This is a genomic window from Actinoplanes sp. NPDC000266 (assembly GCF_042899005.1).
Taxonomy (GTDB): Bacteria; Actinomycetota; Actinomycetes; order Mycobacteriales; family Micromonosporaceae; genus Actinoplanes.
Window position 1 is genome coordinate 495100 of record NZ_JBIAZI010000007.1, and the last position, 23791, is coordinate 518890.

The 23791-nt window shown below is 70.7% G+C and carries 25 protein-coding genes and 3 tRNA genes; 15 read left to right on the top strand and 13 right to left on the bottom strand.

What is annotated here, in order from left to right:
- Positions 1-43 precede the first annotated feature (43 nt).
- The 3 genes from ACFY36_RS29860 to ACFY36_RS29870 are packed head-to-tail and all read left to right on the top strand — an operon-like array spanning position 44 to position 2904.
- Positions 44-1642 (top strand): ferredoxin reductase family protein, encoded by a 1599-nt coding sequence (locus tag ACFY36_RS29860; protein ID WP_499749216.1) that lies wholly within the window; start codon positions 44-46, stop codon positions 1640-1642.
- A 12-nt stretch (positions 1643-1654) separates the two neighbouring features.
- Positions 1655-2143, top strand: a complete 489-nt coding sequence (locus ACFY36_RS29865) for an FMN-binding protein (protein ID WP_499749217.1) — start codon at positions 1655-1657, stop codon at positions 2141-2143.
- A 32-nt stretch (positions 2144-2175) separates the two neighbouring features.
- Entirely contained in the window at positions 2176-2904 is a 729-nt protein-coding gene (locus tag ACFY36_RS29870; protein ID WP_499749330.1) for an FAD:protein FMN transferase, read from the top strand.
- A gap of 4 nt (positions 2905-2908) precedes the next feature.
- Here the strand turns inward: ACFY36_RS29870 and ACFY36_RS29875 are convergent, their stop codons facing one another.
- From ACFY36_RS29875 to ACFY36_RS29885, 3 genes are all read right to left on the bottom strand, one after another.
- Complete coding sequence (locus ACFY36_RS29875) at positions 2909-3415, bottom strand: Uma2 family endonuclease (RefSeq protein ID WP_499749218.1); 507 nt, start codon at positions 3413-3415, stop codon at positions 2909-2911.
- A gap of 126 nt (positions 3416-3541) precedes the next feature.
- The gene (locus tag ACFY36_RS29880; RefSeq protein WP_499749219.1) at positions 3542-4387 is read right to left on the bottom strand and encodes an enoyl-CoA hydratase/isomerase family protein; all 846 of its coding nucleotides are present in this window, start codon (positions 4385-4387) and stop codon (positions 3542-3544) included.
- Positions 4388-4425: 38 nt separating this feature from the next.
- Entirely contained in the window at positions 4426-6912 is a 2487-nt protein-coding gene (locus tag ACFY36_RS29885; protein WP_499749220.1) for a helix-turn-helix transcriptional regulator, read from the bottom strand.
- 90 nt (positions 6913-7002) lie between these two features.
- Here ACFY36_RS29885 and ACFY36_RS29890 point away from each other — a divergent pair, with 90 nt between their 5' ends.
- Positions 7003-7887, top strand: a complete 885-nt coding sequence (locus ACFY36_RS29890) for an NADP-dependent oxidoreductase (protein WP_499749221.1) — start codon at positions 7003-7005, stop codon at positions 7885-7887.
- On the opposite strand, the gene ACFY36_RS29895 is transcribed toward ACFY36_RS29890, so the two are convergent.
- Positions 7884-8480: a TetR/AcrR family transcriptional regulator gene (locus tag ACFY36_RS29895; protein WP_499749222.1), complete on the bottom strand. Its 597-nt coding sequence runs from the start codon at positions 8478-8480 to the stop codon at positions 7884-7886. The genes ACFY36_RS29890 and ACFY36_RS29895 overlap by 4 nt on opposite strands.
- Positions 8481-8564: 84 nt before the next feature.
- On the opposite strand from ACFY36_RS29895, the gene ACFY36_RS29900 reads away from it, so the two are divergent.
- From ACFY36_RS29900 to ACFY36_RS29910, 3 genes are all read left to right on the top strand, one after another.
- Positions 8565-9350 carry a TIGR03620 family F420-dependent LLM class oxidoreductase gene (locus ACFY36_RS29900; RefSeq protein ID WP_499749223.1) on the top strand — a complete coding sequence of 262 codons (786 nt, stop codon included), beginning with the start codon at positions 8565-8567 and terminating at the stop codon, positions 9348-9350.
- 2 nt (positions 9351-9352) lie between these two features.
- On the top strand, positions 9353-10090 hold the full coding sequence (locus ACFY36_RS29905) for an SDR family NAD(P)-dependent oxidoreductase (protein ID WP_499749224.1): 738 nt from the start codon (positions 9353-9355) through the stop codon (positions 10088-10090).
- 221 nt (positions 10091-10311) lie between these two features.
- Positions 10312-10851, top strand: a complete 540-nt coding sequence (locus ACFY36_RS29910; RefSeq protein ID WP_499749225.1) for a DUF6232 family protein — start codon at positions 10312-10314, stop codon at positions 10849-10851.
- Here ACFY36_RS29910 and ACFY36_RS29915 read toward each other — a convergent pair.
- On the bottom strand, positions 10778-11671 hold the full coding sequence (locus ACFY36_RS29915; RefSeq protein ID WP_499749226.1) for a helix-turn-helix domain-containing protein: 894 nt from the start codon (positions 11669-11671) through the stop codon (positions 10778-10780). The genes ACFY36_RS29910 and ACFY36_RS29915 overlap by 74 nt on opposite strands.
- A 301-nt stretch (positions 11672-11972) precedes the next feature.
- Between ACFY36_RS29915 and ACFY36_RS29920 the strand changes: the two genes are divergently transcribed.
- A complete protein-coding gene (locus ACFY36_RS29920; protein WP_499749227.1) occupies positions 11973-12176 on the top strand; it encodes a DUF397 domain-containing protein in 204 nt (67 codons plus the stop codon).
- 8 nt (positions 12177-12184) lie between these two features.
- On the opposite strand, the gene ACFY36_RS29925 is transcribed toward ACFY36_RS29920, so the two are convergent.
- The 5 genes from ACFY36_RS29925 to ACFY36_RS29945 all read right to left on the bottom strand — a co-directional run bounded on the left by ACFY36_RS29925 (position 12185) and on the right by ACFY36_RS29945 (position 14034).
- Positions 12185-12790, bottom strand: coding sequence for a DUF5753 domain-containing protein (locus ACFY36_RS29925; RefSeq protein WP_499749228.1), 606 nt, complete (start codon positions 12788-12790; stop codon positions 12185-12187).
- Positions 12791-13012: 222 nt separating this feature from the next.
- Positions 13013-13633 carry a hypothetical protein gene (locus ACFY36_RS29930; protein WP_499749229.1) on the bottom strand — a complete coding sequence of 207 codons (621 nt, stop codon included), beginning with the start codon at positions 13631-13633 and terminating at the stop codon, positions 13013-13015.
- A 128-nt stretch (positions 13634-13761) separates the two neighbouring features.
- Positions 13762-13833: transfer RNA gene (locus ACFY36_RS29935), tRNA-Val, on the bottom strand.
- A 20-nt stretch (positions 13834-13853) separates the two neighbouring features.
- Positions 13854-13924, bottom strand: a tRNA-Cys gene (locus ACFY36_RS29940).
- A gap of 37 nt (positions 13925-13961) precedes the next feature.
- A tRNA-Gly gene (locus ACFY36_RS29945) sits at positions 13962-14034 on the bottom strand.
- A 177-nt stretch (positions 14035-14211) separates the two neighbouring features.
- Here ACFY36_RS29945 and ACFY36_RS29950 point away from each other — a divergent pair.
- The 3 genes from ACFY36_RS29950 (at position 14212) to ACFY36_RS29960 (ending at position 17157) form a co-directional block, all read left to right on the top strand.
- Positions 14212-15393: a GNAT family N-acetyltransferase gene (locus ACFY36_RS29950; protein ID WP_499749230.1), complete on the top strand. Its 1182-nt coding sequence runs from the start codon at positions 14212-14214 to the stop codon at positions 15391-15393.
- A gap of 53 nt (positions 15394-15446) precedes the next feature.
- A complete protein-coding gene (locus ACFY36_RS29955; protein ID WP_499749231.1) occupies positions 15447-15650 on the top strand; it encodes a hypothetical protein in 204 nt (67 codons plus the stop codon).
- Positions 15651-16584: 934 nt separating this feature from the next.
- Positions 16585-17157, top strand: coding sequence for a TetR/AcrR family transcriptional regulator (locus ACFY36_RS29960; protein ID WP_499749232.1), 573 nt, complete (start codon positions 16585-16587; stop codon positions 17155-17157).
- On the opposite strand, the gene ACFY36_RS29965 is transcribed toward ACFY36_RS29960, so the two are convergent.
- Both ACFY36_RS29965 and ACFY36_RS29970 read right to left on the bottom strand, forming a co-directional pair.
- Entirely contained in the window at positions 17131-18846 is a 1716-nt protein-coding gene (locus ACFY36_RS29965; RefSeq protein ID WP_499749233.1) for an ABC transporter ATP-binding protein, read from the bottom strand. The genes ACFY36_RS29960 and ACFY36_RS29965 overlap by 27 nt on opposite strands.
- Positions 18843-20432, bottom strand: coding sequence for an ABC transporter transmembrane domain-containing protein (locus ACFY36_RS29970; protein ID WP_499749331.1), 1590 nt, complete (start codon positions 20430-20432; stop codon positions 18843-18845). The genes ACFY36_RS29965 and ACFY36_RS29970 overlap by 4 nt, the downstream gene beginning before the upstream one ends.
- Positions 20433-20707: 275 nt before the next feature.
- Here ACFY36_RS29970 and ACFY36_RS29975 point away from each other — a divergent pair, with 275 nt between their 5' ends.
- The 3 genes from ACFY36_RS29975 to ybiA are packed head-to-tail and all read left to right on the top strand — an operon-like array spanning position 20708 to position 22864.
- A complete protein-coding gene (locus ACFY36_RS29975; RefSeq protein WP_499749234.1) occupies positions 20708-21679 on the top strand; it encodes an NAD-dependent epimerase/dehydratase family protein in 972 nt (323 codons plus the stop codon).
- 2 nt (positions 21680-21681) lie between these two features.
- Positions 21682-22284, top strand: a complete 603-nt coding sequence (locus ACFY36_RS29980) for a YdcF family protein (RefSeq protein ID WP_499749235.1) — start codon at positions 21682-21684, stop codon at positions 22282-22284.
- A gap of 25 nt (positions 22285-22309) precedes the next feature.
- On the top strand, positions 22310-22864 hold the full coding sequence (ybiA, locus tag ACFY36_RS29985) for a riboflavin biosynthesis intermediates N-glycosidase (protein ID WP_499749236.1): 555 nt from the start codon (positions 22310-22312) through the stop codon (positions 22862-22864).
- Here ybiA and ACFY36_RS29990 read toward each other — a convergent pair.
- Positions 22788-23168 (bottom strand): DUF1801 domain-containing protein, encoded by a 381-nt coding sequence (locus ACFY36_RS29990; protein ID WP_499749237.1) that lies wholly within the window; start codon positions 23166-23168, stop codon positions 22788-22790. The two genes, ybiA and ACFY36_RS29990, sit on opposite strands and share 77 nt — an antisense overlap.
- A 92-nt stretch (positions 23169-23260) precedes the next feature.
- Between ACFY36_RS29990 and ACFY36_RS29995 the strand changes: the two genes are divergently transcribed.
- Positions 23261-23791: a hypothetical protein gene (locus tag ACFY36_RS29995; RefSeq protein ID WP_499749238.1), complete on the top strand. Its 531-nt coding sequence runs from the start codon at positions 23261-23263 to the stop codon at positions 23789-23791.

The following is a 23791-nucleotide window of genomic DNA, read 5'->3' on the forward strand; positions in this document are numbered from 1 at the left end:
CAACCCCCCGACGGCTTGTCGGACCGCTGAACGGGTGAGGACTATGGCGCAGGGACCCCCCACGTTCCAACAGCGCTACGCGCCGGACGAGGACGAGCAGTACTTCGCCGGTCTGCGTGGCGTGCCCGAGGCGGACGACCCGTGGGGCGCGCAGGACGACGATCCGCGCCTGTCCGGCGGCTACGGCGTGCGGGAGGTCGACAACTGGCTGCCCGACGACGAGTTCCGCCGCAGCGACATCCTGATCGAGTCGCAGACCGACCCCACCGGCTGGAAGACCAGCGGCTCGGTGCAGCCGCCGATGGACGACGAGCGCCCGCCGGCCGAGGCCGTCTCCGGCAACCGGCTGCTCACCGTCCTTCTCTTCTTCTCCGGGCTCGCCACCAGCGTCGCGCTCTGGGTCTTCGACACCCAGCCGGGCGCCGTCAACGACACGCCGACGCTGATGCTCGCGGCGGGCCGGATCACCGGGCTGATCGGCGGCTATCTGCTCTTCGTCCAGCTGCTCATGATGAGCCGCGTCTCCTGGCTCGAGGAGTGGGTCGGCGCGCGTGACCTGCTGCGCTGGCACCGCTGGCTCGGCACCTCGCTCGTGGTCTTCGTGCTGGCCCACGTCGTCTTCATCGTCTACGGCTACGCGCTCACCGGCGACGCCGGCGTCATCGACCAGGGCTGGACGATCATCACCACGTTCCCGGAGATGATCAGCGCCACGGTCGCGACCGGCCTGCTCGTGCTGATCAGCCTGATCTCGATCCGGGCGGCCCGCGCCAAGTTGCCGTACGAGCTGTGGCACTTGATCCATCTTTCCGGCTATCTGGTGCTGCTTCTGGGGTACGGGCATCAGGTGGCCACAGGCGCCGACCTGAGCGGCCGCTTCGCCTCGGTGTTCTGGCCCGGCCTGGGCGCTCTGGTCATCTCGGCGCTGGTCTGGGGCCGGCTGATCGAGCCGCTCTGGCTGAACGTGCGGCACCGCTTCGAGGTGGCCGAGGTGGTCGGCGAGGCCTCCGGCACGTTCTCGGTCTACATCGGCGGCAAGAACCTGGAGAAGCTGCCGGCGCAGGCCGGTCAGTTCATGCGGTGGCGCTTCCTGACCCGTAACGGCTGGTGGCAGTCGCACCCGTTCTCGCTGTCGGCCGCCCCGAACTCGCAGTGGCTGCGGCTCACCGTGACCGCCGTCGGCGGGCACACGTCGCGCCTGGCCACGATGAAGCCGGGCACGCCGATCTGGGCCGAGGGGCCGTTCGGGGTGTTCACGGCCCAGCGCCGTACGCGCCGCCGGGCCCTGCTGATCGCCGGCGGCAGCGGCATCGCGCCGATCCGGGCCCTGCTCGAGGACATGCCGCCGGACACCATCGTGATCTACCGGGCGTCGCGCCCGGACGAGCTCGTCTTCCGCGGCGAGCTGGAGGACCTGGCCGAGCAGCGCGACGCCTGGGTCCGCTACATCGTCGGCTCCCGCAACGATCCCGGCCCGAAGCGCCTGTTCACCCCGGACGGCCTGCTCGGCCTGGTGCCGGACGTGAGCCGTCGCGACGTCTACCTGTGCGGGCCGCCCGGCCTGGTCGGTGCGGCCGTGGCGACCCTACGCGAGCTGGACGTCCCCGACAGTCAGCTGCACCTGGACCCGTTCGAGTTCTGAGGAGTTCTTCCGATGCGACGTAGTACCGCGGCAGCCGTCGGCACCCTGACCGGTGCGGCACTGATCATCGGGGTCCGGTTGAGCGTGCAGCCGCCGGCGGCCCCGGTGGCCGCCCCGCCCGCCGTCGACCTGGCCGGTGGTACGCCCACGCCGGCCAAGCCGAAGCCGTCGGCCTCAGGAAATAAATCGGACAAAGCGGCCACACAGAAGCCGAAGTCGGGCCTGAAGGACGGCGTCTACAAGGGCAAGGGCGCCACCAACCCGTACGGCACGGTCCAGGTCTCCATCCGCATCGAGGACGGCGAGATCACCGGCGCCGACGCCACCTATCCGACCACCGCCGACAGCGCCACCATCAACCCGCCCGCGGTGGCCGCCCTCAAGCAGGAGACCCTCGGCGCCAAGACCGCGAAGGACGTGGCCGCCGTCTCCGGTGCCACCTACACGAGCAAGTCGTACGCCGAGTCCCTCCAGGCAGCGCTGGACGCCGCAAAGGCGTAGGGTCACGCTCTGTGCGCCACGTCGAGCATGTGATGGGTACGACGGTCAGCATCGAACTGACCCCCGATCGTCCCGACGACGAGCTCCGCGCCCTGATCGCGGACGTCTGCGGCTGGCTGCACGAGGTCAATGCCCGTTTTAGCACGTATAAAGCGGACAGTGAGGTGTGCCGCTTCCGCCGGAAAGAGATCACTCACGCCGAGCTGTCGCCCGACATGCGCCACGTCCTCGACGCCTGCGCCGACCTGTGGCGCGATACGGACGGTTACTTCGACGCGTACGCCACGGGACCGCTCGACCCGTCGGGCTACGTGAAGGGCTGGTCGGTCGAGGTCGCCTCGGCCCGCCTGCTGGCCAAGGGCTCGGCCAGCCACTACATCAACGCCGGGGGCGACATCCGGATGCGCGGCCACCACCCCGACGGCGGCCCGTGGCGGGTCGGCATCCGCCACCCGTGGGAGGCCGACAAGGTCAGCTGGGTGCTGGCCCTGACCGACGGCGCGGTGGCGACCTCAGGCACCTACGAGCGCGGCGACCACGTCGTCAACCCCCGCACCGGCAAGCCGGCCCGCGGCCTGCGCTCGGTCACGGTCGTCGGCCCGGATCTGGCGCTCGCCGACGCCTACGCCACCGCCGCCCTGGCCATGGGCGAGCCCGGCATCGCCTGGCTGGCCAGGCAGGCCCCCGCCGGCTACGACTCAGCCGTCGTCACCGACGACGGCCGCGCCTTCAGCTCGGCGAACCTCCCAGCCGCCGTCTGACCGCTTAGATGTCAGGGGCGGAGGCCAGGAGCCATGCGAGCGGTTGAGGTCCCGCGGGGTCAGGCTCATACTCCGCCGCTTCGTTGAGGACGTGCCGGTGCACGGTGGCTCCACCGTCACGCTCGACGATCCAGTACCGCGGGATGCCGGCCTTCGCGTATTCGGCCTTCTTGACGATTCGGTCGACGATCTCTGACCCGCTGGAGACCACTTCGACGGCTAGGAGAAGTCCGGACGTGCCGGCGTAGCTTGATCGGGCACGACGTGGTGGCATGCCCCTCGCCCACACCGTCAGGTCCGGTACGCGGCCACCGCCGACGTCGATGCCGCAGTCAGCAGCGATCTGTTCGGCTTCGTAGCCGTGGTTGGCGAGCCAGAGAATCATGCGCATCACCAGCAATGCATGTTCCGGGTCGGCGGGGGGCATGACCGACAGAACTCCCTCAGGACTCAACTCGTACCGATGGTTCTCGTCAGCAGCTGCCATACTCGCGACGTCGTTCAGGGTCACGTGCGTCGGCATACTCGCGCCGAAGGCTTGAGCGCTCACCTGTGCCCCCTCTGCGGTTCCGAAAGACTATGCACGGCCCGATTGTCGTCTCCAAGCTACCTGCCCACGCGCTTCGCAGGTAGCGCGTCAGCCCTGGCTGGGCGGATCCGCGGGCTGCTGTCTGAGGTCGCCGATCGCTGTGCCCAGGTCGCGTTCGACGCCGTCCGGCTGCTGTAGGCCGTTCTTGAACAGGAGCTGGACGAACGGGCGGTGTTCGGGGCGGCCGGCCGTCGCGAAGTACGACTTTAAACCCTCGGCCAGCTCGGCGTCGGGTGGCAGGGTGGCCACGTCGACCAGCTTCTTGATGCCGGTGACGGCGACCTTGTCGAAGGCGGCGATCCGGCGGGCGAAACGGTCGGTGAAGTCCTCGACTTCGGCGTCGGCGACCACCCGGTTGACGTAGCCGTAGTCGGCGGCCAGCGCGGCCGGGATGTCGTCGCCGCCGAGGAGGATCTCCAGGGCCCGGCCCCGGCCGGTCAGGCGGGCCAAACGAGCCATCGCACCGCCGCCGGGCACCGCGCCGACGCCGACCTCGAACTGGCCGAAGACCGCCTGGTCGGAGGCGAAGCGGATGTCGGTGGCCAGGACGAATTCGCTTCCCGCGCCTCGGGTGCGGCCCCGGATTTCCGAGATCGTGGCGATCGGGAGCCGGCTCAGCCGTACGAAATTGTCGAGGTAGGGGTGAAAGCCCGTGGGGCCGGGCTTCATGGCGACGACGCGGTGGGTGTCGGACAGGAAGTCCCAGTGGGCCATGAAGTAGCCGGGGGTCTCGCTGCGGAAGACGACGACCGTCAGCGCGGGGTCGTTCTCGATCTCCGTGATCAGCGCGGCCAGTTGCTCGACGGTGTCCGGATCGATCAGGTTCGTGGGCCCGTTTCCGAACGTGACCCGCCAGTACGAAGGTTGGACCTTGGTGACGCGGAACTGTTCCATGACCTCAGCTTGCTTGCGAAAAGACAAGCGAAGACCCGTCAGACTCCCTGGTCGTCCGTCTCCAGGGCGGTGCCCAGTTCGCCGCGCGAGGTGATGCCGAGCTTGGGGAAGATCCGGTACAGGTGGGTGCCGACCGTGCGCGGGGACAGGAACAGCCGCCCGCCGATCTCCTTGTTGGTCAGGCCCTGCGCGGCCAGGGCCGCGATCTGGGTCTCCTGGGCGGTGAGGCGGTCGTCCGTACGCCGTACGGTCTCGCCGGTCGCCCGAAGCTCCTGGCGTGACCGGTCGGCCCAGGCCGTCGCGCCCAGCGCCTCGAAGAGGCTAGCCGCCGCCCGCAGGTAGGGACGGGCGCGGACGTACTGGCGTTCGCGGCGCAGCGCCGCCCCGTACGCGTGGTCGGCCCGGGCCTTGTCGAAGGGATGCGCCGGCAGCACGGCCGCGATGTCGCCGGGCACGTAGTCGGCCGTCGAGTGCCGCAGCCGCAGCAGCGCCCTGGCGTAGACGAGCCCGCGCGTCAGCGCCGGCGACCCGGTGGCCGCCTCCTCGTCCTCGAGACCGCCCAGCAGGGCCTCGAACCGCTCGGCCCGCCCGGCCATGACCGCCGCCTCGGCCAGCGAGCCGGCCGCCCAGAACCGCACGGTCGGGTGATAGGCGATGTCGCCGATGTCGAACAGGCGCAGCAGGTGGTCGAAGGCGGCGGCGCCGTCGCCGGCGGCGAGCGCGGCGTGGCCCCGGACGAACTGGCAGAGGCAGATCATGCCGTGGGCGCCGCTGGGCAGCAGCGCCCGCACGGCGCCGTCGGCGATCTCCTCGGCCCGGGCCTGCTCGCCGCGCAGGGCGGCCGTCATGCCCTGGGCGAGCCGGGCCACGACGGCCCAGCGGGGCTGGCCGGTCTCGGCCGCGAGCCGGACGGCCTCGGCCGCGGCGCCCTCGATCAGGTGGGCGTCCTTGGCGAACACGCCGGCCCAGGCCTCGGTGACCAGGGCCTGGGTGAGCAGGCCGACCCGCCGCTGCGACCGGCTGGCGGTGACGGCGTCGGCGGCGAGCGTCTTGGCCGGGCCGAGCGCGCCCACGGCCAGCGCGGCCCACGCCAGCTGGTGGTCGGGGAGGGGAGCGGCCACGAACTGCGGCAGCGCGGCCACCACCTCCTTGCCGTACTCCAGCGGCACGGCCAGGGCCAGCAGCGCGGCGATCCGCGGATGGTCGGCGCCCAGGCCCGTACGCCCGACGAACTCGACGACCGCGGACCGCACCTCGGCCGACAGCGGCGTGAAGTAGAGCTGGAGCACGACCCCGCGCAGGACCTCGAAGGCGTCGTCGAGGTCGCCCCGCTCCAGCGACCGGCCGGCCGCCTCGAAGTGGGCGAGCAGGCGGATGTTGGTGACCTCGATGTCCCCGCCGGCCCCGGCGCCGGCCCAGTTCAGCCACAGCCGCTCGGCCCGGCTCAGCACCCGGTCGTCGATCAGGGGCGAGACGCGGTGCACGGTCGCGGTGTCGCCGGCGTCGAAGGCCGTGTTCACGGCCCGCAGATAGCGGTAGGCCCGCTTGCCCGGATCGGTGGTCAGCTCGGCCGCCCGCACCCAGGCCACCGCGGTCCCGCGCACCCGGGCCACGCGCTGCATGGCCGCCGCCAGCTCGTCGTCCGGCCCGGTCGCGGCGAAGGCGAGATGCCAGGTCCGCCGCTCGGGATCGTCGGCCACCGCGGCCAGCGCGGCGTGGGCGCCCCGCCGATCGGCCACGTCCACCGGGCGGGTCAGCCGCAGGGTGTGGCCCTCGAGCGTGGCCAGGCGCGCGTCGAGGGCCGGTCGCAAATCGCCGATCGACAGGCCGGTGGCCCGCAGGATCTCGTCGACGTCGTCGCGGTCGTCGACCGCCGCCACCTCCAGCAGCCGCCGGGCCGGCGGTGGCAGGTCGGACACCAGGACCCGGTAGGCCTCGGCCAGACGTGCGGGCTCCCGCAGCCCGAGCGGGTTGCCGGCCGCCTCGTCGATGACGCGGCCGCGCTCCGCCTCCGGCAGATCCGGCGCGACGATGCGGGCCGCGGCCCCGGGCGGCACCGGGCCGATCGGCAGCTCCCGCAGGCCGGCGCCGCGCAGGCGCCGCGCGGTCCCGGCGCCGTCGCGCATGCCCATCAGCAGGGCCAGCTCCTCGCCGGCGAGCCGGCGGCCCACATACGCCAGCGCCTGCCAGCTCTGTTCGTCGAGCCATTGCGCGTCGTCGGCCACCAGCAGCGTCCGGGGGCCGAGCCGGTCGAGGACGGCCAGGGCGACCCGGTAGGCGTCCCGATCGGCGAGCACCTCGGCGACCGGCATCACGCTGCGGAGCATCCGCTCCAGCCCGGCGAAGGGAATCCCGCTCTCGGCGGGCACGCCGGTCACGGTGAGCACCCGCCACCCGCTGGTCCGCGCCGCCCACGCCAGCAGCGCCGACTTGCCGATGCCGGGCGGGCCGGTCAGCACCAGAGCCTGACCGGTCAGGGTCGTGAGCTGAGCCAACTCGCCGTCGCGGCCGATCAGGTCTGACACGATCGAAAACTACCCGTCATGTGACTCAGGGATGACGCAACAGTGCCCGGACATCCGCCCGATCGTTCCCGGCCGACCTACGCTCGGCCCATGACCAGGGCAGTTGTGATGGATGACTACGGGCCGCCGGACGTGTTGCGGCTCGCCGAGACCGACGTGCCCGCGCCGGGCGACACGCAGATCCGGGTGACCGTGCGGTACGCCGCCGTCGGCCCGACCGACCTGGCCATCCGGGCCGGCCATCTCCAGGGGGTCTTTCCCGGCGGCCCGGGCACGGTCCTCGGCTTCGAGGCGGCCGGGGTGGTCGAGAGCGTCGGCCACAGCATCCAGGAAGTCGCGGTGGGTGACGAGGTCGCGGTCTTTCTGCCGCGTCTCGGCGGCTACGCCGCCCTTGCCGTGGCCGACTTCTGGGTGCCCAAGCCGGCCTCGGTGAGCTGGGCCGACGCCGCGGCGCTGCCGGCTTCGGGCGAGGCCGCCGTACGGGTTCTCGACCAGCTCGCCGTGAGCGCGGGGGAGACCCTGCTGGTGCTGGGCGCGGCCGGTTCGGTCGGGCGCGTCGCGACCCAGGTGGCGGTGGCCCGGGGCGTACAGGTTCTCGGCGCCGTTCGTGTCTCTGATTTCGATCTTGTACGCCACTTCGGGTCCACTCCGATCGATTATCAACATTTGTCGGGCAAGGTGGACGCGGTGCTCGACGCGTCGGGCCGTAGCGACCTGCCTACCGCCATCTCGCTCGCCGGCGGCCCGTCGCGGGTCATCACGCTCTCGGACCCGCGCGGTCCCGGGCTCGGCGTGAAGCTCTCCGACGTCGTCCCCGGCGGCGTCGTTCCCGCCCTGCGCGAGGCGATGAGCCGCCTGGCCTCCGGTGAGCTGTCGCTCCAGTCGCAGGTGGTGGTTCCGCTCGCCGAAGCCGCCGACGTGCACCGCAAGCTCGAATCGGGTTCGCTGCGGGCCAAGGCCCTGCTGGAGATCTAGCTCGGCACCGCCCTCATCGCCAGGTCGACCGTGGCGTACAGGCTCGCCCGGCCGACCCCGGCGGCGGCGTGCACGGCGTTGCCCTCGCTGACCGTCATGACATAGCGGGCCAGGGCCGCCGGATCGGTGCCGGCCGGCAGGTCGCCCTCCTCGACCGCGCGGGCCAGGCGCTCGGCCAGGGCGCGCTCGCCGCCCATCCGGCTCGTGGCCAGGAACTGCGCCACCTCGCCGTTGTCGCTGCCGCCGGCCAGGCCGCCCTGGATCGACAGACATCCGGCCGGGCGGTCGGCCCGGGTGAGCGCGTCGGCGTTCGCCCGGAGAAACTTCTCGATCACCTTGTACGCCGTGGGTTCGGCCAGGGCCTGTCTCGCGTACGCCATGTCGTGCTCCGCGTAGCGGGCGACGGCCCGGCGGAACAGCTCCTCCTTGTTGCCGTACGCGGCGTACATGCTCGGCCGGTTGATGCCCATCGCGGTCGTGAGGTCGGTGAGCGAGGCGCCCTCGTACCCGTGCTCCCAAAAGACCTCGATGGCGCGATCGAGCGCCTCGTCGGCGTCGAAGCCGCGCGGCCGTCCCTTTGTCTTCACCGTCACACCAGCCAGTCTACCGCTCGGTACAGAAGTGGGCTACTGTCATTTCATACCGAGCGATACAAAAGTACGAAGGAGGTGGCACCGATGAAGCAGGCAGGACTCTGGAGCATGAAGTTCCGGGACGTGGCGCAGCTCGAGAAGCTCGGCTGGGACACGTTCTGGACGCCCGGCCTCGACGGCTCCGGCGCCCTCGGCAACGTGGCCCGGCTGCTGGCCGCGGCGCCGGAGAGCACGGTCGCCACGGGCGTGCTGAACATCTGGGGCCAGACGCCCCGCGAGCTGTCCGACTTCTACGCCGCCCACAGCGACCGCCTGCTGGTCGGCCTCGGCATCGGCAACGCGGCCGGCGCCGCGGCTCGCGGACAGGACTACGGCAACCCGATCGCGTCGATGAGCCGCTACCTCGACCAGCTGGACATTCCGGCCGAGCGCCTGCTGCTGGGCGCCCTCGGCCCGAAGATGGTCGACCTGGCCGTGACCCGGACCGCCGGCTGGCACCCGTTCCTGGTCACGCCGTCCTATGTGGCCCGCGAACGTGCTCGCGTCGGCAACGGCCCGCTGATCGCCCCGCACCAGGCCGTGGTGGTGGGCCTGCCGCCGGCCGAGTCCCGTGCCCTGGCCCGCGCCCAGATCGGCATGTTCATCGGCTTCCCGGCGTATCGCAACAACCTGCGCCGCCTCGGCTTCACCGACGACGACCTCGTGCCCGGCGGCAGTGACCGCCTCATCGACGCCCTCGTCGCGCACGGCACGACGTCCGACATCGCCGATCGCGTCCTTTCGATGTTGGACGCCGGCGCCGATCACGTGGCTCTTCACGTGCTCGGATCACCGACCCCCACTTTCGCTTCCGTTCTGAAGGAGAACTGATCATGGGACAGCTCGACGGCAAGACCGCCCTCGTCACCGGAGCCACCGCCGGCATCGGCCTCGCCTCGGCCCGCCGCCTGGCCGCCGAAGGCGCACACGTCTTCGTGACCGGCCGCCGCAAGGAAGCCCTGGACGAGTTCGGCGACGGCTTCACCGCCATTCAGGCCGACGTCGCCAACCCCGACGACCTGGACCGCGTCTACGCCGCCATCGCCCAGCACGGCAAGGGCCTGGACGTTCTGTACGCCAACGCGGGCGGCGGCGAGTTCTCGGCGCTGGCCGACATCACGTGGGACCACTACGCCACCACGTTCAACACCAACGTGGGCGGCACCATCTTCACGGTCCAGAAGGCGCTGCCGCACCTGAACGAGGGCGCCTCGGTCATCATCACGAGCTCCAACATCGACGTGAAGGCGGCCCCCGCGTTCAGCGTCTACGCGGCGACGAAGGCGGCGCTGCGCTCCTTCACCCGCAGCTGGGCGGCCGAGCTGGTGGACCGCAAGATCCGGGTCAACGCCATCGCCCCCGGGCCGATCAACACCCCCGGCCTGTCCGGTCTGGCCGGCACGCCGGAGGATGCCGCCCAGCTCTTGAAGGGCCTGGCCTCCGGCGTCCCGATGGCCCGCCTCGGCACCCCCGACGAGATCGCCGACACCGTGCTGTTCCTGGCCTCGCCGGCCAGCGCCTACGTGACCGGCTCGGAGATCTACGTGGACGGCGGCGCCAGCCAGGTCTGACCTTTCTCTCCGCCGGTTGCACTACGCAGTCCATCCGCCCGGGCGGCGCGGTGCGGCTCGCGGAGAAAGCGACAAGGCCGTGTGAAAGGGTCGGGAAGTGCCTACAAACTGGTAGGTAGCGGGTATCTGCAATCCGCAGATTGGGGTACGCAGTCAGCTTCTATAAGTGTGGTGGTTGCTGACTGCGTATTGATCGGCGACCATGGCGGTAGGAGGTCGCCATGGCACATCAGTCCGTATCCCCGGCTTCCCGACCCGATCCGGAAGTCGTCTACTACCCCGGCCCCGGCATCGTTGTGACCAGCCGGCGCGTCGACACCGACCAGGGCCGTTTCCTCGTCCGCGACCTGGGCAACATCTATCGCGAGTACGAGGAGACCCATCTCGCCCGCAAGATCGCGCTGTTCTGCGGCGGCGTCGAGGTGGCGCTCGCCGTGCCGCTGTCCGTGGCCTTCGGCGCGGTCTCCCTGCTCGGCGCCGGCCTTCTCGCCGCCGGTGGCGTGGGCGTCGCGGCGGCGGTCGAGAGCAGGAGCCGTCCTTCGTGGATGGCGCTGGTGGCCGCGCATCGCGGCCGTGCCGTCACGCTCTACAGCACCAACGACCACCAGCGGTTCGATCAGGTGCGGCGGGCGGTGCTCCGGGCGGTCGAGGCGCAGGAGACGCCGACGTGGCCCGCCGTCACCGATCTCACGGCCGTGTCAGGTCGTCCCGCGCTGCCCGCAACATCGCGATCGCATCCTCGCCGGTCCGGCCGTAGGTGAGCATGTCCTGCACGATGTCGCGGAAGAGCGGGGTCCGGCTCATCTGCAACGACGACGCGCCCGCGGCGGCCTCGACGAAGAGAACGTCGTCGTGGTCGGGCGCGTCGAACTCCAGAAGCTCGAAGGTGCCGCCCAGCCCGGAATGGTGAACGAGGTCCAGCGGGGTGATGCCGATGGTGTAGGCGTCGGTGTTCTCCGCCAGCTCGAGCAGATGGTCGAGCTGCCGCCGCAGGCAATCGGGCCCGCCCACCGGCCGTTTCAGCACCGACTCGTCGATCACCGCGACGATGCGCGGAGGCTTCGGCCGGCCGAGTCGCTCACGGAAGGCCTGCTGCCGGTCCATCCGCAGGCGTACCCGGGAAAGCACTTCGTCGTGGTGCGGACTGCGCCGCATCGACAGGGCGGTGATCTCGCGGGCGTATTCCTCCGTCTGAAGCAGCCCCGGGAAGAACAGCAACTGCCAGATGTTGATGACGGAGGCTTCGTACTCGTAGGCGACGAAGCGCTGGAAAGCCCCGGTCAGGCGATGCTTGCTGTACCACTGACGGGCCCGCGACGCCTGTGACAGCCGGGCGAGCGCCGACACCTCCGTCTCGTCCTCGACGGCGTAGTACGACAGCAGGGCCCGCAGCTCGAACGGCTGAACGGTGACCTCGCCGTTCTCGATCCGGTTGAGTTTGGACACCGACCAGCCGGTGTGCTGAGCGACGGTGGCGGCGCTGAGCTCGCTCGCCTCACGCAGGTTTTTGAGGCGGGCCCGCACCAGTTCCCGGGCGACGAGCGGGCCGACCTCAGCCGACTCCGAACCGGACCTAGTCACCGCCACCCCGTTCGTCCTCTCCGAGCCAGCAAAGCGTTGGCCCGGCCCAGCAAAACGCTTGACGCAAACAGCGGAATGCACATTCAGGCGAGTCTATCGCAGTACTGTCGCCATTCCGCACCTGTCCCGCGCGCTTATCCACAAAGACGAATGTCGGGTACTGTAAGTGATCGGCTGGCTCCAACGATGGAGCCTTCGCCCACGAGCGCGGCAAACACCGGCAGCCGCGCTGCGGCCAAGACCTCGCGCACCTGGAGAGCGTCCTACGCGCGGGTTCTTGCTGGTCTACGCGGGAGGCGCGATGACTGACAAGCGCGAGCTCAACTGGCGAACGAGTTCCAGAAGCGGCGGCCCCGAATGTGTGGAGGTCGCCTTCGACGAAGAAACCGGCCAGGTCCACATGCGCGATTCCAAGGACCGCTCCGGCCCGGTGCTGACCTTCGACCGAGCGACGTTCCGTGACTTTATCGCCTCTCTCACGGAAGCCGGCCCACCGGAGCGGTGACACGGTAGTCACAGCTCGCGGCTGATCGTCTCCAGTAAGGATCGCGCGTCGTCGCCGGAGACGGCCGACGCCATCATCGACTCCATGAGCACGCGGCGGCGCTCGGCTTCGGCCTCGTCCAGCACGATCCGGCTCTCGCCGGCGCTCTCGAAGTAGACGGCTTCGTCGCCCCGCGCGTCGCGGTGCACCTCGAAGGGCCCGGCGAGCCCCGGATAGGCGCCGGCGCCGAACGGAACGATGCCCAGATCGACGGTGGGCAGCTTCGCGACGTCGCTCAGGTGGGCGAGCTGTTTGCGCATGGTCTCGCGGTCACCGACCAGGCGCCGGAGCGCCCCCTCGTCGATGAGCACCGAGATTTGCGGCGGCTCCTCGCCTTCCAGCCGCTCGGCCAGGCCCGCGGCTCGTTTCATCCGCTTGTGAACCCGGTCGGCGAGCTCCTGGTCGCCCGGCTCGAGCGAGAGGACCCCGCCGATCATTCCCGCCGCATATGCCTCGACCTGGAACAACCCCGGCACCCAGTTGGTCTGCATGAGGTGGATCTGAACCGAGCCGGCTTCCCGCTTCAGAAGCTCGTCAAAGGCGGCTTGCCCTCGAGCCTCAGGTGAAGTGGTCACGTCGCCGGTCCTCGTCATCGTCAGGCCCCTCATCCGAATCAGCCTAGACCGGTCTGCCGGTGGCTGTCTGCGGTTTGCAGATTACGTACAACGGAGTGGGACCTTAGCGACCCGCGCATCCGGAGTCGACCCCCAACCCACAGTTGTCCGATTTTTGTCCGTTTTCCCCCAAAACGATCACACCCGAGACGGACTACCACCGTCAATCCCTCAGACCCCCGGTCAGCATGGCGGCGGCTCGCCGGCCACAGCGTGCAAGGCGTTCTCGTACGCGCGCCCGACGTCGATCCTGGTGATCTTCCGCAGTGGCCACTCGGTGGGTTCACGATTCCAGGTCGCCTGCGGGCTCACCTCACGGATTCCGACGGTGCGCTTGCGGAACCCGGCGAGACGGCCGATGAAACAGGCATCCGGGATGGACTTCTCCAGATGCAGGGTGACCAGCGGGAAGTGCTCGGCGGTCGACGCGATGACCTTTCGGGCGTCAGTCAGGTCCACGTCCGGTGGTGCGGTGGGTGGCCAGGTGCCCTGCAGTGCGAGCGCCTTGCCGACGAAGCCGCCGGCCGAACCCGGCTTGACGGCAACGACGTCGGCGGATCGCAGCGCGGCGAAGCCGCTGAGCCGGATCCCGTCATCCACGAGGGCCATCAACAGCCACGAGTCGGCGAGTATCACGACATAGCCCTCGAGTTTGTCCGCCCGAGCGATCCCGCGCCGCAGTCGTACCAGCCGGCGTTCACGCAGCGCCCGATCGAGCCGAAAAGCCACCAGCGCTCGCGCCCGAACCTTGGACCCACCCATTGCTAGATCATCGCTCAAGCCATTTGCAAGACGCGGTCGCATCGGAAGCGTCCGTCGCGACCCAAGCGCATCCACCGCACCGTGGGGGTTTCAGGGGGCTCGGCCCCCTGAGCAGACATGACGAGGGCCCCCGGTCCGCGCTTTCTGCGGACAGGGGGCCCCGGCACTCGTGGGCGATACTGGGATCGAACCAGTGACCTCTTCCGTGTCAAGGAAGCGCGCTCCCGCTGCGCCAATCGCCCTTTGGGTACTGCGTACTGCGAGGTGGAGACGGGATTTGAACCCGTGTACACGGCTTTGCAGGCCGTTGCCTCGCCTCTCGGCCACTCCACCGAGCCAGCCCTGCACGTGTCCTGTGAAGGCCTCTCCGAGCGGACGACGGGATTCGAACCCGCGACCCTCACCTTGGCAAGGTGATGCGCTACCAGCTGCGCTACGTCCGCTTGTCTGTCCGGGCCGTTGTCCCGGCGACGGATGAAACATTAGCGGGTCTGCGGGCGCCTTGCCAAACCGGGGTACCCCGGCGCGTCGCGGCACCCCGTTCACCAGGTGTTTCCGGGTTATCCACAGGCCGGGAAACAGGGCAGCGGACGTACGGCCCTCCGGTGTTGGATGGGTCCATGGACTTCCGGCAGATCAGCGCGGCGGAGCGCACGGCGACCATGTTCCCTCTCCAGACTTATGCGTTCATGCCGTCGCCGTGGCCGGAGGAGGAGGTGGCCGCCTATCGGAGGCGCATGCCGTTCTTCGAGTCCACGATCAACATGATCGCCGAGGAGGACGGCGAGGCGCTGGCCTGCGCGGCGGCTCTGCGCATGCGGCAGAACGTGCGCGGGCGGGTGCTCGACATGGCCGGCGTCGCGTCGGTGGCGTCCCATCCGTCGGCTCGGCGGCGCGGCATCGTCCGCGAGCTGCTGACGAGGCTGTTGCGGCAGTCGCGGCAGGAGGGGTTCGCGGTCAGCGCGCTCTATCCGTTCCGTCCCAGCTTCTACGCGCGGTTCGGGTTCGTCGGGATTCCCCGTCACCGCACGGCCAGCTTCGCCCCGGAAGGGCTTTCCCATCTGGTGCGGGCCGATCTGCCGGGCGAGGTCGAGCGGGTGCCGATGTGGGACGGCCATGAGGCGTACGAGGAACTCAGTCGCCGTTTGCTCGGAGAGCGTCACGGGTTCTCGGTCTTCGACGCGGTGCGCAGCGCGGAATTTCGCGAGGAGAAGCAGTGGGTGGCGGTCGCGCGCGTGGGCGGCGAGGTGGTGGGCGCCGTGAAATACCGGATCGATCGGTACGGCGGTGAGCTGAGCGGGTCCGACCTGCTGGCCACGGGGCCGCTCGGGCGGGCGCTGCTGCTTCAGTACTTCAGCCGGCATGTCGACCAGGTGTCGCGGATCGTGGTGCGGGTCGGCGCCGACGACGTGCCGGAGTTGTGGGGGACCGACTTCTCGGTGACCACCGAGGGCCAGGTGAATCATCCGCGCCGGGGCGGGGCGATGGTGCGGGTCCTCGACATGGAGGCGCTGACCGGCGCGGCGGCCGGTGACGGCGATGTGACGGTCGAGATCCCCGAGGACGAGCATGTGGGCGGCGTCTGGCGCCTGACCGGCGAGGGCGGCCGGTTGTCGGTGACGAAAGGCACGTCGGAGCCGTCGGCCACGTTGACGGTGGGTGGTTTCAGTGGGCTGCTCTACGGCGTGCTCGACCCGGTTGAGGTGGCGGTTCGTGGCCTGGGGCGCGTCGACGGGGCGGCGATCGGGTCGCTGAGCAGTCTGTTCCCGCGGCAGATGCCGTACATCTGCGCGGACTTCTGAGAGGGGTGGCTGTGCGGAAGGGTTCGATCCTGTCCTACAAGTCCGAAGACTCGGTGCTGAGCATCTATTCGAAGGGTTCGGTGCTGTCGATCGGCTCCACCGGCTCGGCGTTGTCGGTGGGTTCGGTCGGCTCCTTCGGCTCGATCCTGTCGATCGGCTCCTGGTTGTCGGTCGGTTCGGTGCTGTCCGCTTTGTCAGTCGGCTCGGTCTTGGCGTGGCGCGCTCGAAAGGCGGTCATGAAAGCGGGCGAGCACTGACAGCCGGCCATGAGAGTGGGCGCGCTAAGAGCAGCCGCGCGGGGGCGTGCCCGCCGGGTAGGCGGCGTGCGGGCAGCAGCCGCGCGGGGTGGCGCCCGGTCGAGCGGCGTGCGGGCGGCAGCCGCGCGGGGTCGCGCCCGGTCGAGCGGCGGGCGGGCGGCAGCCGCGCGAACGGCAGCCGCGCGCTGAGAGCGGGCGCGCGCTGAGAGCGGGCGCGGGCTGAGAGCGGGCGCGGGCTGAGAGCGGGCGCGGGCTGAGAGCGGGCGCGGGCTGAGAGCGGCCGCGGGCGGCAGGCGCGCGCCGAGAGCGGCCGGCCGGGGTCGTCCCCGCCGGGGTCGTCCCCGCCGGGGGCGGCGCGCGGGCAGCAGGCGCGCGCTGGGAGTGTGCGCGGGCAGCGGCGCGCAGGGTTGTGCCCGCTGGCGGCGCGGGAGCAGGAGGCGCGCGCGGAGAGCGTGCGCGCGGGCGGTGGCGTGCGGGCGGGCGACAGGCGCGCGGGCGCGCGGGCTCTGAGAGACGGGCGTGCGGGCGCGCGGGCGCTGTGAGCGGGCGTGCGGGCGGCGGGCGCTGTGAGCGGGCGTGCGGGCGGCGGGCGCTGTGAGCGGGCGTGCGGGCGGCGGGCGCTGAGAGCGGGCGTGCGGGCGGCGGGCGGCGGGCGTGCGGGCGGCGGGCGCTGAGAGCGGGCGTGCGGGCGGCGGGCGGCGGGCGTGCGGGCGGCGGGCGGGCGTGCTCTGAAAGCCGGCGGGAACGGCTGAGGGTGGGGGTGGATTCCGGGGGCCGCGTCAAGCGGCGTCCCGCGATGTCGGCTGGGCTGGGCCGGGTCCGGGGGAACACCGTTGCCTGGGCGCCTCGCTTGTGGGCTGTTCCGAGAAATTGAACTTCATGACATTATCGTTACTTGCCAGTAACGTAGGTCACGTCGGAGAGGGGGCGGGCCTTGATCTATGGGGTGCAGGCGCCGCGCCGCCGCGATGCGCAGCGGAACCGTCAGGCGATCCTCGAAGCGGCCAGTGATCTCATGACCGGGCGGCGTGATGCCGTCGGTATGCCGGAGATCGCTCGGCGGGCCGGGATCGGTCAGGCCACTCTCTATCGGCATTTTCCCGATCGGTATGCGCTGACCTCGGGTGTCATCGCCTTTCAAGTCGAGCGCCTCGAAGTGTGTGTTGACGCCAACCGGCAGCAGCCGGGTGCGTTTCGGCCGCTGCTCGGTGCTGTTCTGAGCTCCCAGGTCGCCATGCGGCCGCTCGTTCATCTGGCCCGGCGGCTCGAACCGGCCGTGCAAGGGCGGTATCTGCGCCAGATCGTCGGGCTGCTCGCCGGGCCTTTGCAGCGGGCCCAGGAACAGGGCTTTGTGCGGCGTGACCTCGTACCGGCCGATCTGCTCCTGCTCTTCGGAATGGTCGAAGGGGTGGCCGAAGGCATGATCACCGACGAGCGGGGCGGGGTCGGCGATCATGCCGCGAAGGCGATCGAGCTGGCTTTAGACGGCCTCATGCCCGTGCCATGAGCGCCATAGCGCCGCGTACGGGCCGCCGGCCGCGACCAGCTCGTCGTGCGTGCCCACCTCGATGATGCGGCCGTCGTCCATCACCACCACCCGGTCGGCGTCGTGTGCCGTCTGGAGGCGGTGGGCGATTGCTATGACCGTACGTTCGTGCAGCACCGCCGCCAGCGCCCGCTCCGCCGTGCGGGCCGCCGTCGGGTCCAGCAGGGCCGTCGCCTCGTCCAGGATCACCGTGTGCGGGTCGGCCAGCACCACCCTGGCCAGCGCCAGCTGTTGCGCCTGCGCTCCGTCCGGCGGCTCCTCGCCCAGGTCGCGGTCCAGGTCGTCGGCCCAGTCGGCGCCCACCGTCTTCAGCGCCCGGCGCAACTCCTCGTCCGGCGCCGCCACCATCAAGTTGTCGCGCAGCGTCTCCCGGAAGACGTGATGTTCCTGCGTCACCAGCACCACCTGGCGGCGCAACTCGTCCGGCGGCAACTCCGCCACCGCCACCCCGCCCACCGTCACCGAGCCCGCGCCCGGGCGGTCCACCCCGGCGATCAAGCGGCCCAGCGTCGACTTGCCCGCGCCCGACAGACCCACGATCGCGAGCCGCTCGCCCGGCAGCACCGTCAGGTCGACGTCGTGCAGGACGTCACGACCCTTGTCGTACGCGTACCGGACGTTCCGGACCTCGATGCGGTCGCCCTCGGGCAGTCGCGTCTCGAAGCGGGGCGCCGGGATCTCGGCCAGGCCCTCGACCCGGGCGAACGACGCGCTGCTGCTCTGCAACTGCTCGATCCAGATCGTGATCGCGTCCAGTGGCCCGACCAGCTGCCTCAGGAACAGCACCGCCGCGCTCACCGTTCCCAGGCTGACGTGGCCGTCGATGTAGAGCAGCCCGCCCACCAGAAGCACGAGCACGCTCGGCAGCGCGTACGAGATCTCGACCGACGGGAAGAAGAAACTCCGCAGGCCCAGCGTGGCCAAGCGGGTGCGGCGCGTCTCGGCGATCGCCGCACGGCCCGCCGCGAGGCGGCGTTCCGCCAGGTCAAAGGCTTCGATGGTACGGGCTCCGGCCGTCGTCGCCGCGAGTTCCTCGGCCAGCTGCGAGTTGGCTTCGCCCTCCCGGAGATAGGCCGGGCGGGCCCGCCGCAGATACCAGCGGGTCGAGAACCAGATGCCGGACAGCCCGATCAGGCCGATCACCCCGAGCAGCGGGTTGAGCAGCAGCAGCGCGGCCACCAGGAAGACGATCTGGACAAAGCTGATCAGCAGGGTCGGCAGGATGTCGCGCAGTGTCGTGGCGACCGCGTCCACGTCGGTGGTGCCGCGGGCCGCGATGTCACCGGCCGGCACCCGCTCCACCACCGAGGCCGGCAGGGCCAGCGAGCGGCGCAGGAAGTTCTCGCGGATGCGGGCCGCGGTGCGTTCGCCGAAGCGGTATGCGATCGCCAGGGCGTACCGGGAAAGAATGGTCTGAAAGATCGCGCAGGCCAGGACCGCCGCGGCCAGCTTGTCGACCGAGCCGGCCCCGCCGCCGCGGGTGACCTCGTCGATGATGCGGCCGAGCAGCCACGGACCGGCCACGCCGGCCAGCGCGACCAGCGAGTTGAGGGCGAGGATGACCACGACGGACCGCCGGTCGAGCGCGATCAGGCGCAGCGCCGCCCGCGCCACCGTCCGCTGATCGGCGACGGGGAGCACCGAGCTCATTCGTCGTCCTCCTCGCCGAAGACGCGGGTCACCAGCGCGCGATATCCGGGTTCGCCGGCCAGCAGGTCGCGATGGGTGCCGGAGGCGGCGACCCGGCCGTCGACCAGGTAGTGCACGACGTCGGCCCGGTCGAGCAGCACCGGTGACGTGGTGGCGACGACCGTGCCCCTGCCCCCGCGCGCCTCGGCGAGACGTTCGGCGATGGCCGCCTCGGTGTGCGCGTCGACGGCGGAGGTCGGCTCGGCCGCGAGCAGCATTTCCGGATCGGCGTGGACCGCGCGGGCCAGGCGCACCCGCTGACGCTGCCCGCCGGACAGGTTGCGGCCGGCCCACTCGACCGGACGCCCGAGATCGTCGGCGACGTCGTGGGCGACGGCGGTGTCGATCGCGGCCCGCACCTTCGCGTCGTGCGGCTCGTGGCGACCGGCGACCACCTCGCGCAACTGGCCCGCGAACAGGTCGGCGTTCGGCTCGGTGACCAGGATCCGCTGCCTGATCAACGGCTGGGAGATCTCGTCGAGCCGTACGCCACCCCAGGTCGCCGCGGTCGGCCCGTAACGCCCGAGCCGGTCGATGACCGCGGCCGCGTCGGCCGGACGGGAACCGGCGAGCGCGGTGAACCGCCCCGGATCGGCGACCACACCGGACTCCGGATCGTGCAGCACGGCCGGCCCTTCGGGCGTCGCCTGCCCGGCCGGGTCGTCGACCGGGATCCGCAGGAAGTTGACCACCCGCCGGGCCGCGACCAGCCCCCGCGTGACGTCGAACGAGCAGAAGATCAGCACGTTGACCGGGATCACGAGCATGGCCGTATATCCGTACACCGCGACGAGTTGCCCCGCGGTCAGCTGCCCCTCGGCCGCGAGCCGGGCCGCGAGCCAGACGACGACGGCGAGGAACACGACCGGCAGCCCGTCGCCGAGCGCCCCGATCCAGCTCGACGGGCCACCGACCCGGTAACCCTGCTGTCGCAGACGGCCGGACTCACGCTCGTACCTCCGCAAATGGGTTTCCTTGCCGCCGAGACCGTTGAGGATCCGCAGGCCGCCAAGCACGTCGACCAGGCGGGCGTTGAGCTCACCCTGCCGTTGCCGATATCCCTGCGAGGCGCGCTGGCTGCGTTGCAGCAGCGGCCCGACGAACAGCGCCAGCACCGGCACCCCGGCCAGCACGACGATCGCCAGTGACGGCGCGGTCCGGGACAGGAGAATTGCGACCACGATGTACGCCAAGGTGGCCGCGACCCCGACACCGCCGACGTTCATGGCCCGCCCGATGGTCCACACATCCGAGATGCCGATCGTGACCACCTCGCCGGCGGTGACCCGTCGCGGCAGCGCCGACCCGAGCCGCGTCGCATGCGTCATGACGAGATCGGCGGTCCGCAGCGCCGCCGCCATCCGCAGTTTCGACATGCTGCGGTGCCGCATGATCCCCAGCACCGCGCTGGCCACACCGACGACCAGAACGGCCGCCACCCACCCGATCAGCACGCCCGGCTGACGTGCCCCGAGCCCACGGTCGATGGCTTGCGAGATGAGGTACGGAGTGGTCGCCAGGCTGACGAACCACAGCGACCCGAACATCGCCCCCAACCCGACCCGTCCCTTGTGCTCCCGCCCCAGCCACCACAAAAACCGTCCCGGTCCCCGTATCTCCACGTCGGCCACTCTGCCCCAGAGCGACCCTCGATCGCTGCCCGTTTTCAGTCGATGTGACAGGTGCCGCGCGTTCCCACCCGGCCCGCCTGGACCGAGATGTCGCTCGATTAAGGTGGTCCCAGGGGATCCGAAGGCGCGACGTGGATGCCCGGAAGTCCCTGTGCATCGTCAAGGGGCGTCCGGGGACTTATGGTGACGGCATGCGGATCGTTGTCATCGGTGGCAGTGGGCACATCGGCACGTTTCTCGTGCCGCGGCTGGTGCGGGCCGGGCATGAGGTGGTCAATATCAGCCGGGGGCAGCGGAGCCGCTATGTGGACGACCCGGCCTGGGCGCAGGTGCGTCATGTGGCCGCCGACCGGGAGGCCGAGGACCGGGACGGCACTTTCGCCGAGCGGGTCGTGGGGCTGCGGCCCGATGTGGTCGTCGATCTCATCTGCTTCACGCTCGAGTCGGCCACGGCGCTGGTCGAGCGGCTTCGCGGTGAGACCGGGCACCTCGTGCACTGCGGGTCGATCTGGCGGTTCGGGCCGAGCCTGAAGATTCCGATCACCGAGGAGAACGGGGCGCCGCCGATCGGGGAGTACGGGGTCGGCAAGGCCGCCATCGCGCGGATGCTCCAGGAGGAGTCGCGCCGGGGCGGGCTGGTCACGACGTCGCTGCATCCGGGGCACATCGTGGGGCCGGGCTGGCATCCGGTCGGGCCGCTCGGCAACCTCGACCCGGACGTGTGGCGCAAGCTGTCGAGCGGGGAGCCGCTGGAGATTCCGGGCATCGGCGCCGAGTTCATGCACCACGTGCACGCCGACGATGTGGCGCAGGCCTTCGAGGCCGCCGTCGCGCGGCGGGAGGCGGCCGCCGGCGAGGACTTCAACGTGGTCGCGCCCTCGGCCCTGAACGTGCGCGGCTTCGCTCAGATCGCCGCGTCGTGGTTCGGTCAGACGGCGGAGCTTCGCACCGTGACGTGGGAGGCGTTCCGGCGTACCACCGAAGCCGAAGCCGCACAGGCCAGCTGGGAACATCTCGTGCGGAACCACTACTTCAGCATCGACAAGGCGCACGCGCTGCTCGGCTACGCGCCGCAGCACGAGCCCGAGGACGCGGTGCTGGAATCGGTGCGCTGGCTGATAGAGCACGGGCAGCTGGACGTCGCCGGCCCGCTCAAGATCTGACCATGGACCGGGTGATCGAGACCGACGACCGCCTGCTCGACCTGATGGCCTCGGTCATCGCCATCCTGACCTCGCCCGCCCCGCGGGAGCCGGACGCTCTCGCGGTGCCGATCGGGCAAGGTGAGGAGTGGCGCCTCCGGCACGCGATCCACCTCTGGGAGACGTCGCCGCGGACCCGCCACCTGCTCATCGCCAACGGGAACCCGGCCGAGCAGACGTACACCGAACTCTCTTCCGATTATCTGCGGACCCTGGGCCTGCGCCGCCTCGAGGGGGTGCGCGTCCAGGCCGAACCCGCCCCCGACACGGGACTGCAGGCCGCCTGGATCGCGACCCGGGCCGCCGAACTGGGCATCGGGGATCTCGGGCTCGTGGTCACGCCGTACCACCTGCCCCGGGTCTTTCTGACCGTCCTGAAGGCCTTGAGGACTCCGATCCCGTTGCATCCCGTCCCGGTGCCTGTGCCGCCGCACGAGCGGATTCCCGAGACCGGCGCCACCTCGTACGACCTCGTCCCGGGCGAGATGCTGCGCATCCTCGAGTACGCGGACAGAGGCTGGCTCGCCGGCCCGGCCGAGCTGCGCGAATACTTGATGGCGCGGTGATCGGCCGACCGGCAGACTGCTGGCCATGGCGAAGTACCTGTTCTTCTGGGGGCACCAGCCCGAGGCCGACGGCCGTCCCGGCGCGGGGTGCCTGAGCCAGTGGTGGCCGTCGCCGTTCGAGGTGGACGGGGTGCGGTTCGCCACGGCCGAGCACTACATGATGTGGAGCAAGGCCGTTCTCTTCGGCGACCAGGAGATGGCCGGGCGGATCCTCGCCGCCGACCATCCGCACGCGGCGAAGAAGCTCGGCGGGCGCGTCACCGGCTTCGAGCAGCAGACCTGGAACGACCAGCGTCTGCCGATCGTCGTCGCCGGCAACCTCGCCAAGTTCGGCGCCCACGACGACCTGCGCGACTTCCTGCTCACCACCGGCGACCGGGTGCTGGTCGAGGCCAGCCCGCTCGACCGCGTCTGGGGCATCGGCCTGAGCCGCGACGACCCGCGGGCGCGGGACCCGAAGCAGTGGCGCGGCCTCAACCTGCTCGGCGTCGCCCTGACGCGGGTCAGGGACGAGCTTGCTCGTACGAGCGGGCCACGATCTGCCGCAACGACTCCTGGTCGGCCTGGTCGACCCGCTTGAGATAGAGACAGCCCTTGCCGGTCTTGTGAGGGCCCAACTTCTCGAGCAGGTCCTCGTACGCCTCCAGATAGCCGGTCAGGTAGATCGAGGTCTGCCCCTTCCGCGGCGAGAAGCCGATCGCGGCCACGTCGCCCTCCCGGCCCGAGTCGTAGCGGTAGTGGCGTGAGCCGAAGCCGATGATGGCCGAGCCCCACATGGCCGGCGGTTCGCCGGTCACCTCGGCCATCAGGGCGACGAGCAGGCGGGCGTCGCGTTGGCGCTGGTCGTCGTCGATCGTGTCGAGGAACGTCGCCACGTCGGTCATCGCCGGTCTCCTTCGGGTCGGTGGAAGTGCTCAGATTCTCGCTCCGGCGGCCGAACCCAGTCACTACCGAACGCCCTCCGGAAGGACCCCCCATGAAGCGCCGACTTGCCGCCGTCACGGTTGTTGCCTCGATGACGGCCCTGTCGATGTCCGGTACGGCCCTGGCCGCCCCGAGTCACAAGGCCAAGCCCCCGGCGGTCCAGGCCGCCAAGGACACGGACCGGGACGCGATGCCGGACGCGTACGAGAAGGCCAACGGGCTCAACACCCGTAAGAAGGACGCGGCCGGTGACAAGGACGCGGACGGGCTGACCAACCTGGCCGAGTACAAGGCCGGCACCAGCGCGGACGACGCCGACACGGACGGGGACACGCTGCCCGACGGTTACGAGGTCAGCAAGAAGCTCAACCCGAGGAGCAACGACGCCAAGTCGGATCCGGACGCCGACGGGCTGATCAACAAGACCGAGCGGATGCTGGGCCTCAACCCGCGGTCGGCCGACACCGACGGCGACGGGATCAAGGACGGCGACGAGGACGCCGACGGCGACGGCGTGGTCAACAGCAAGGACGCCAAGCCCAAGGTGTACGACCGTCCGGCCCGCGGCAAGAAATCAGCCTGA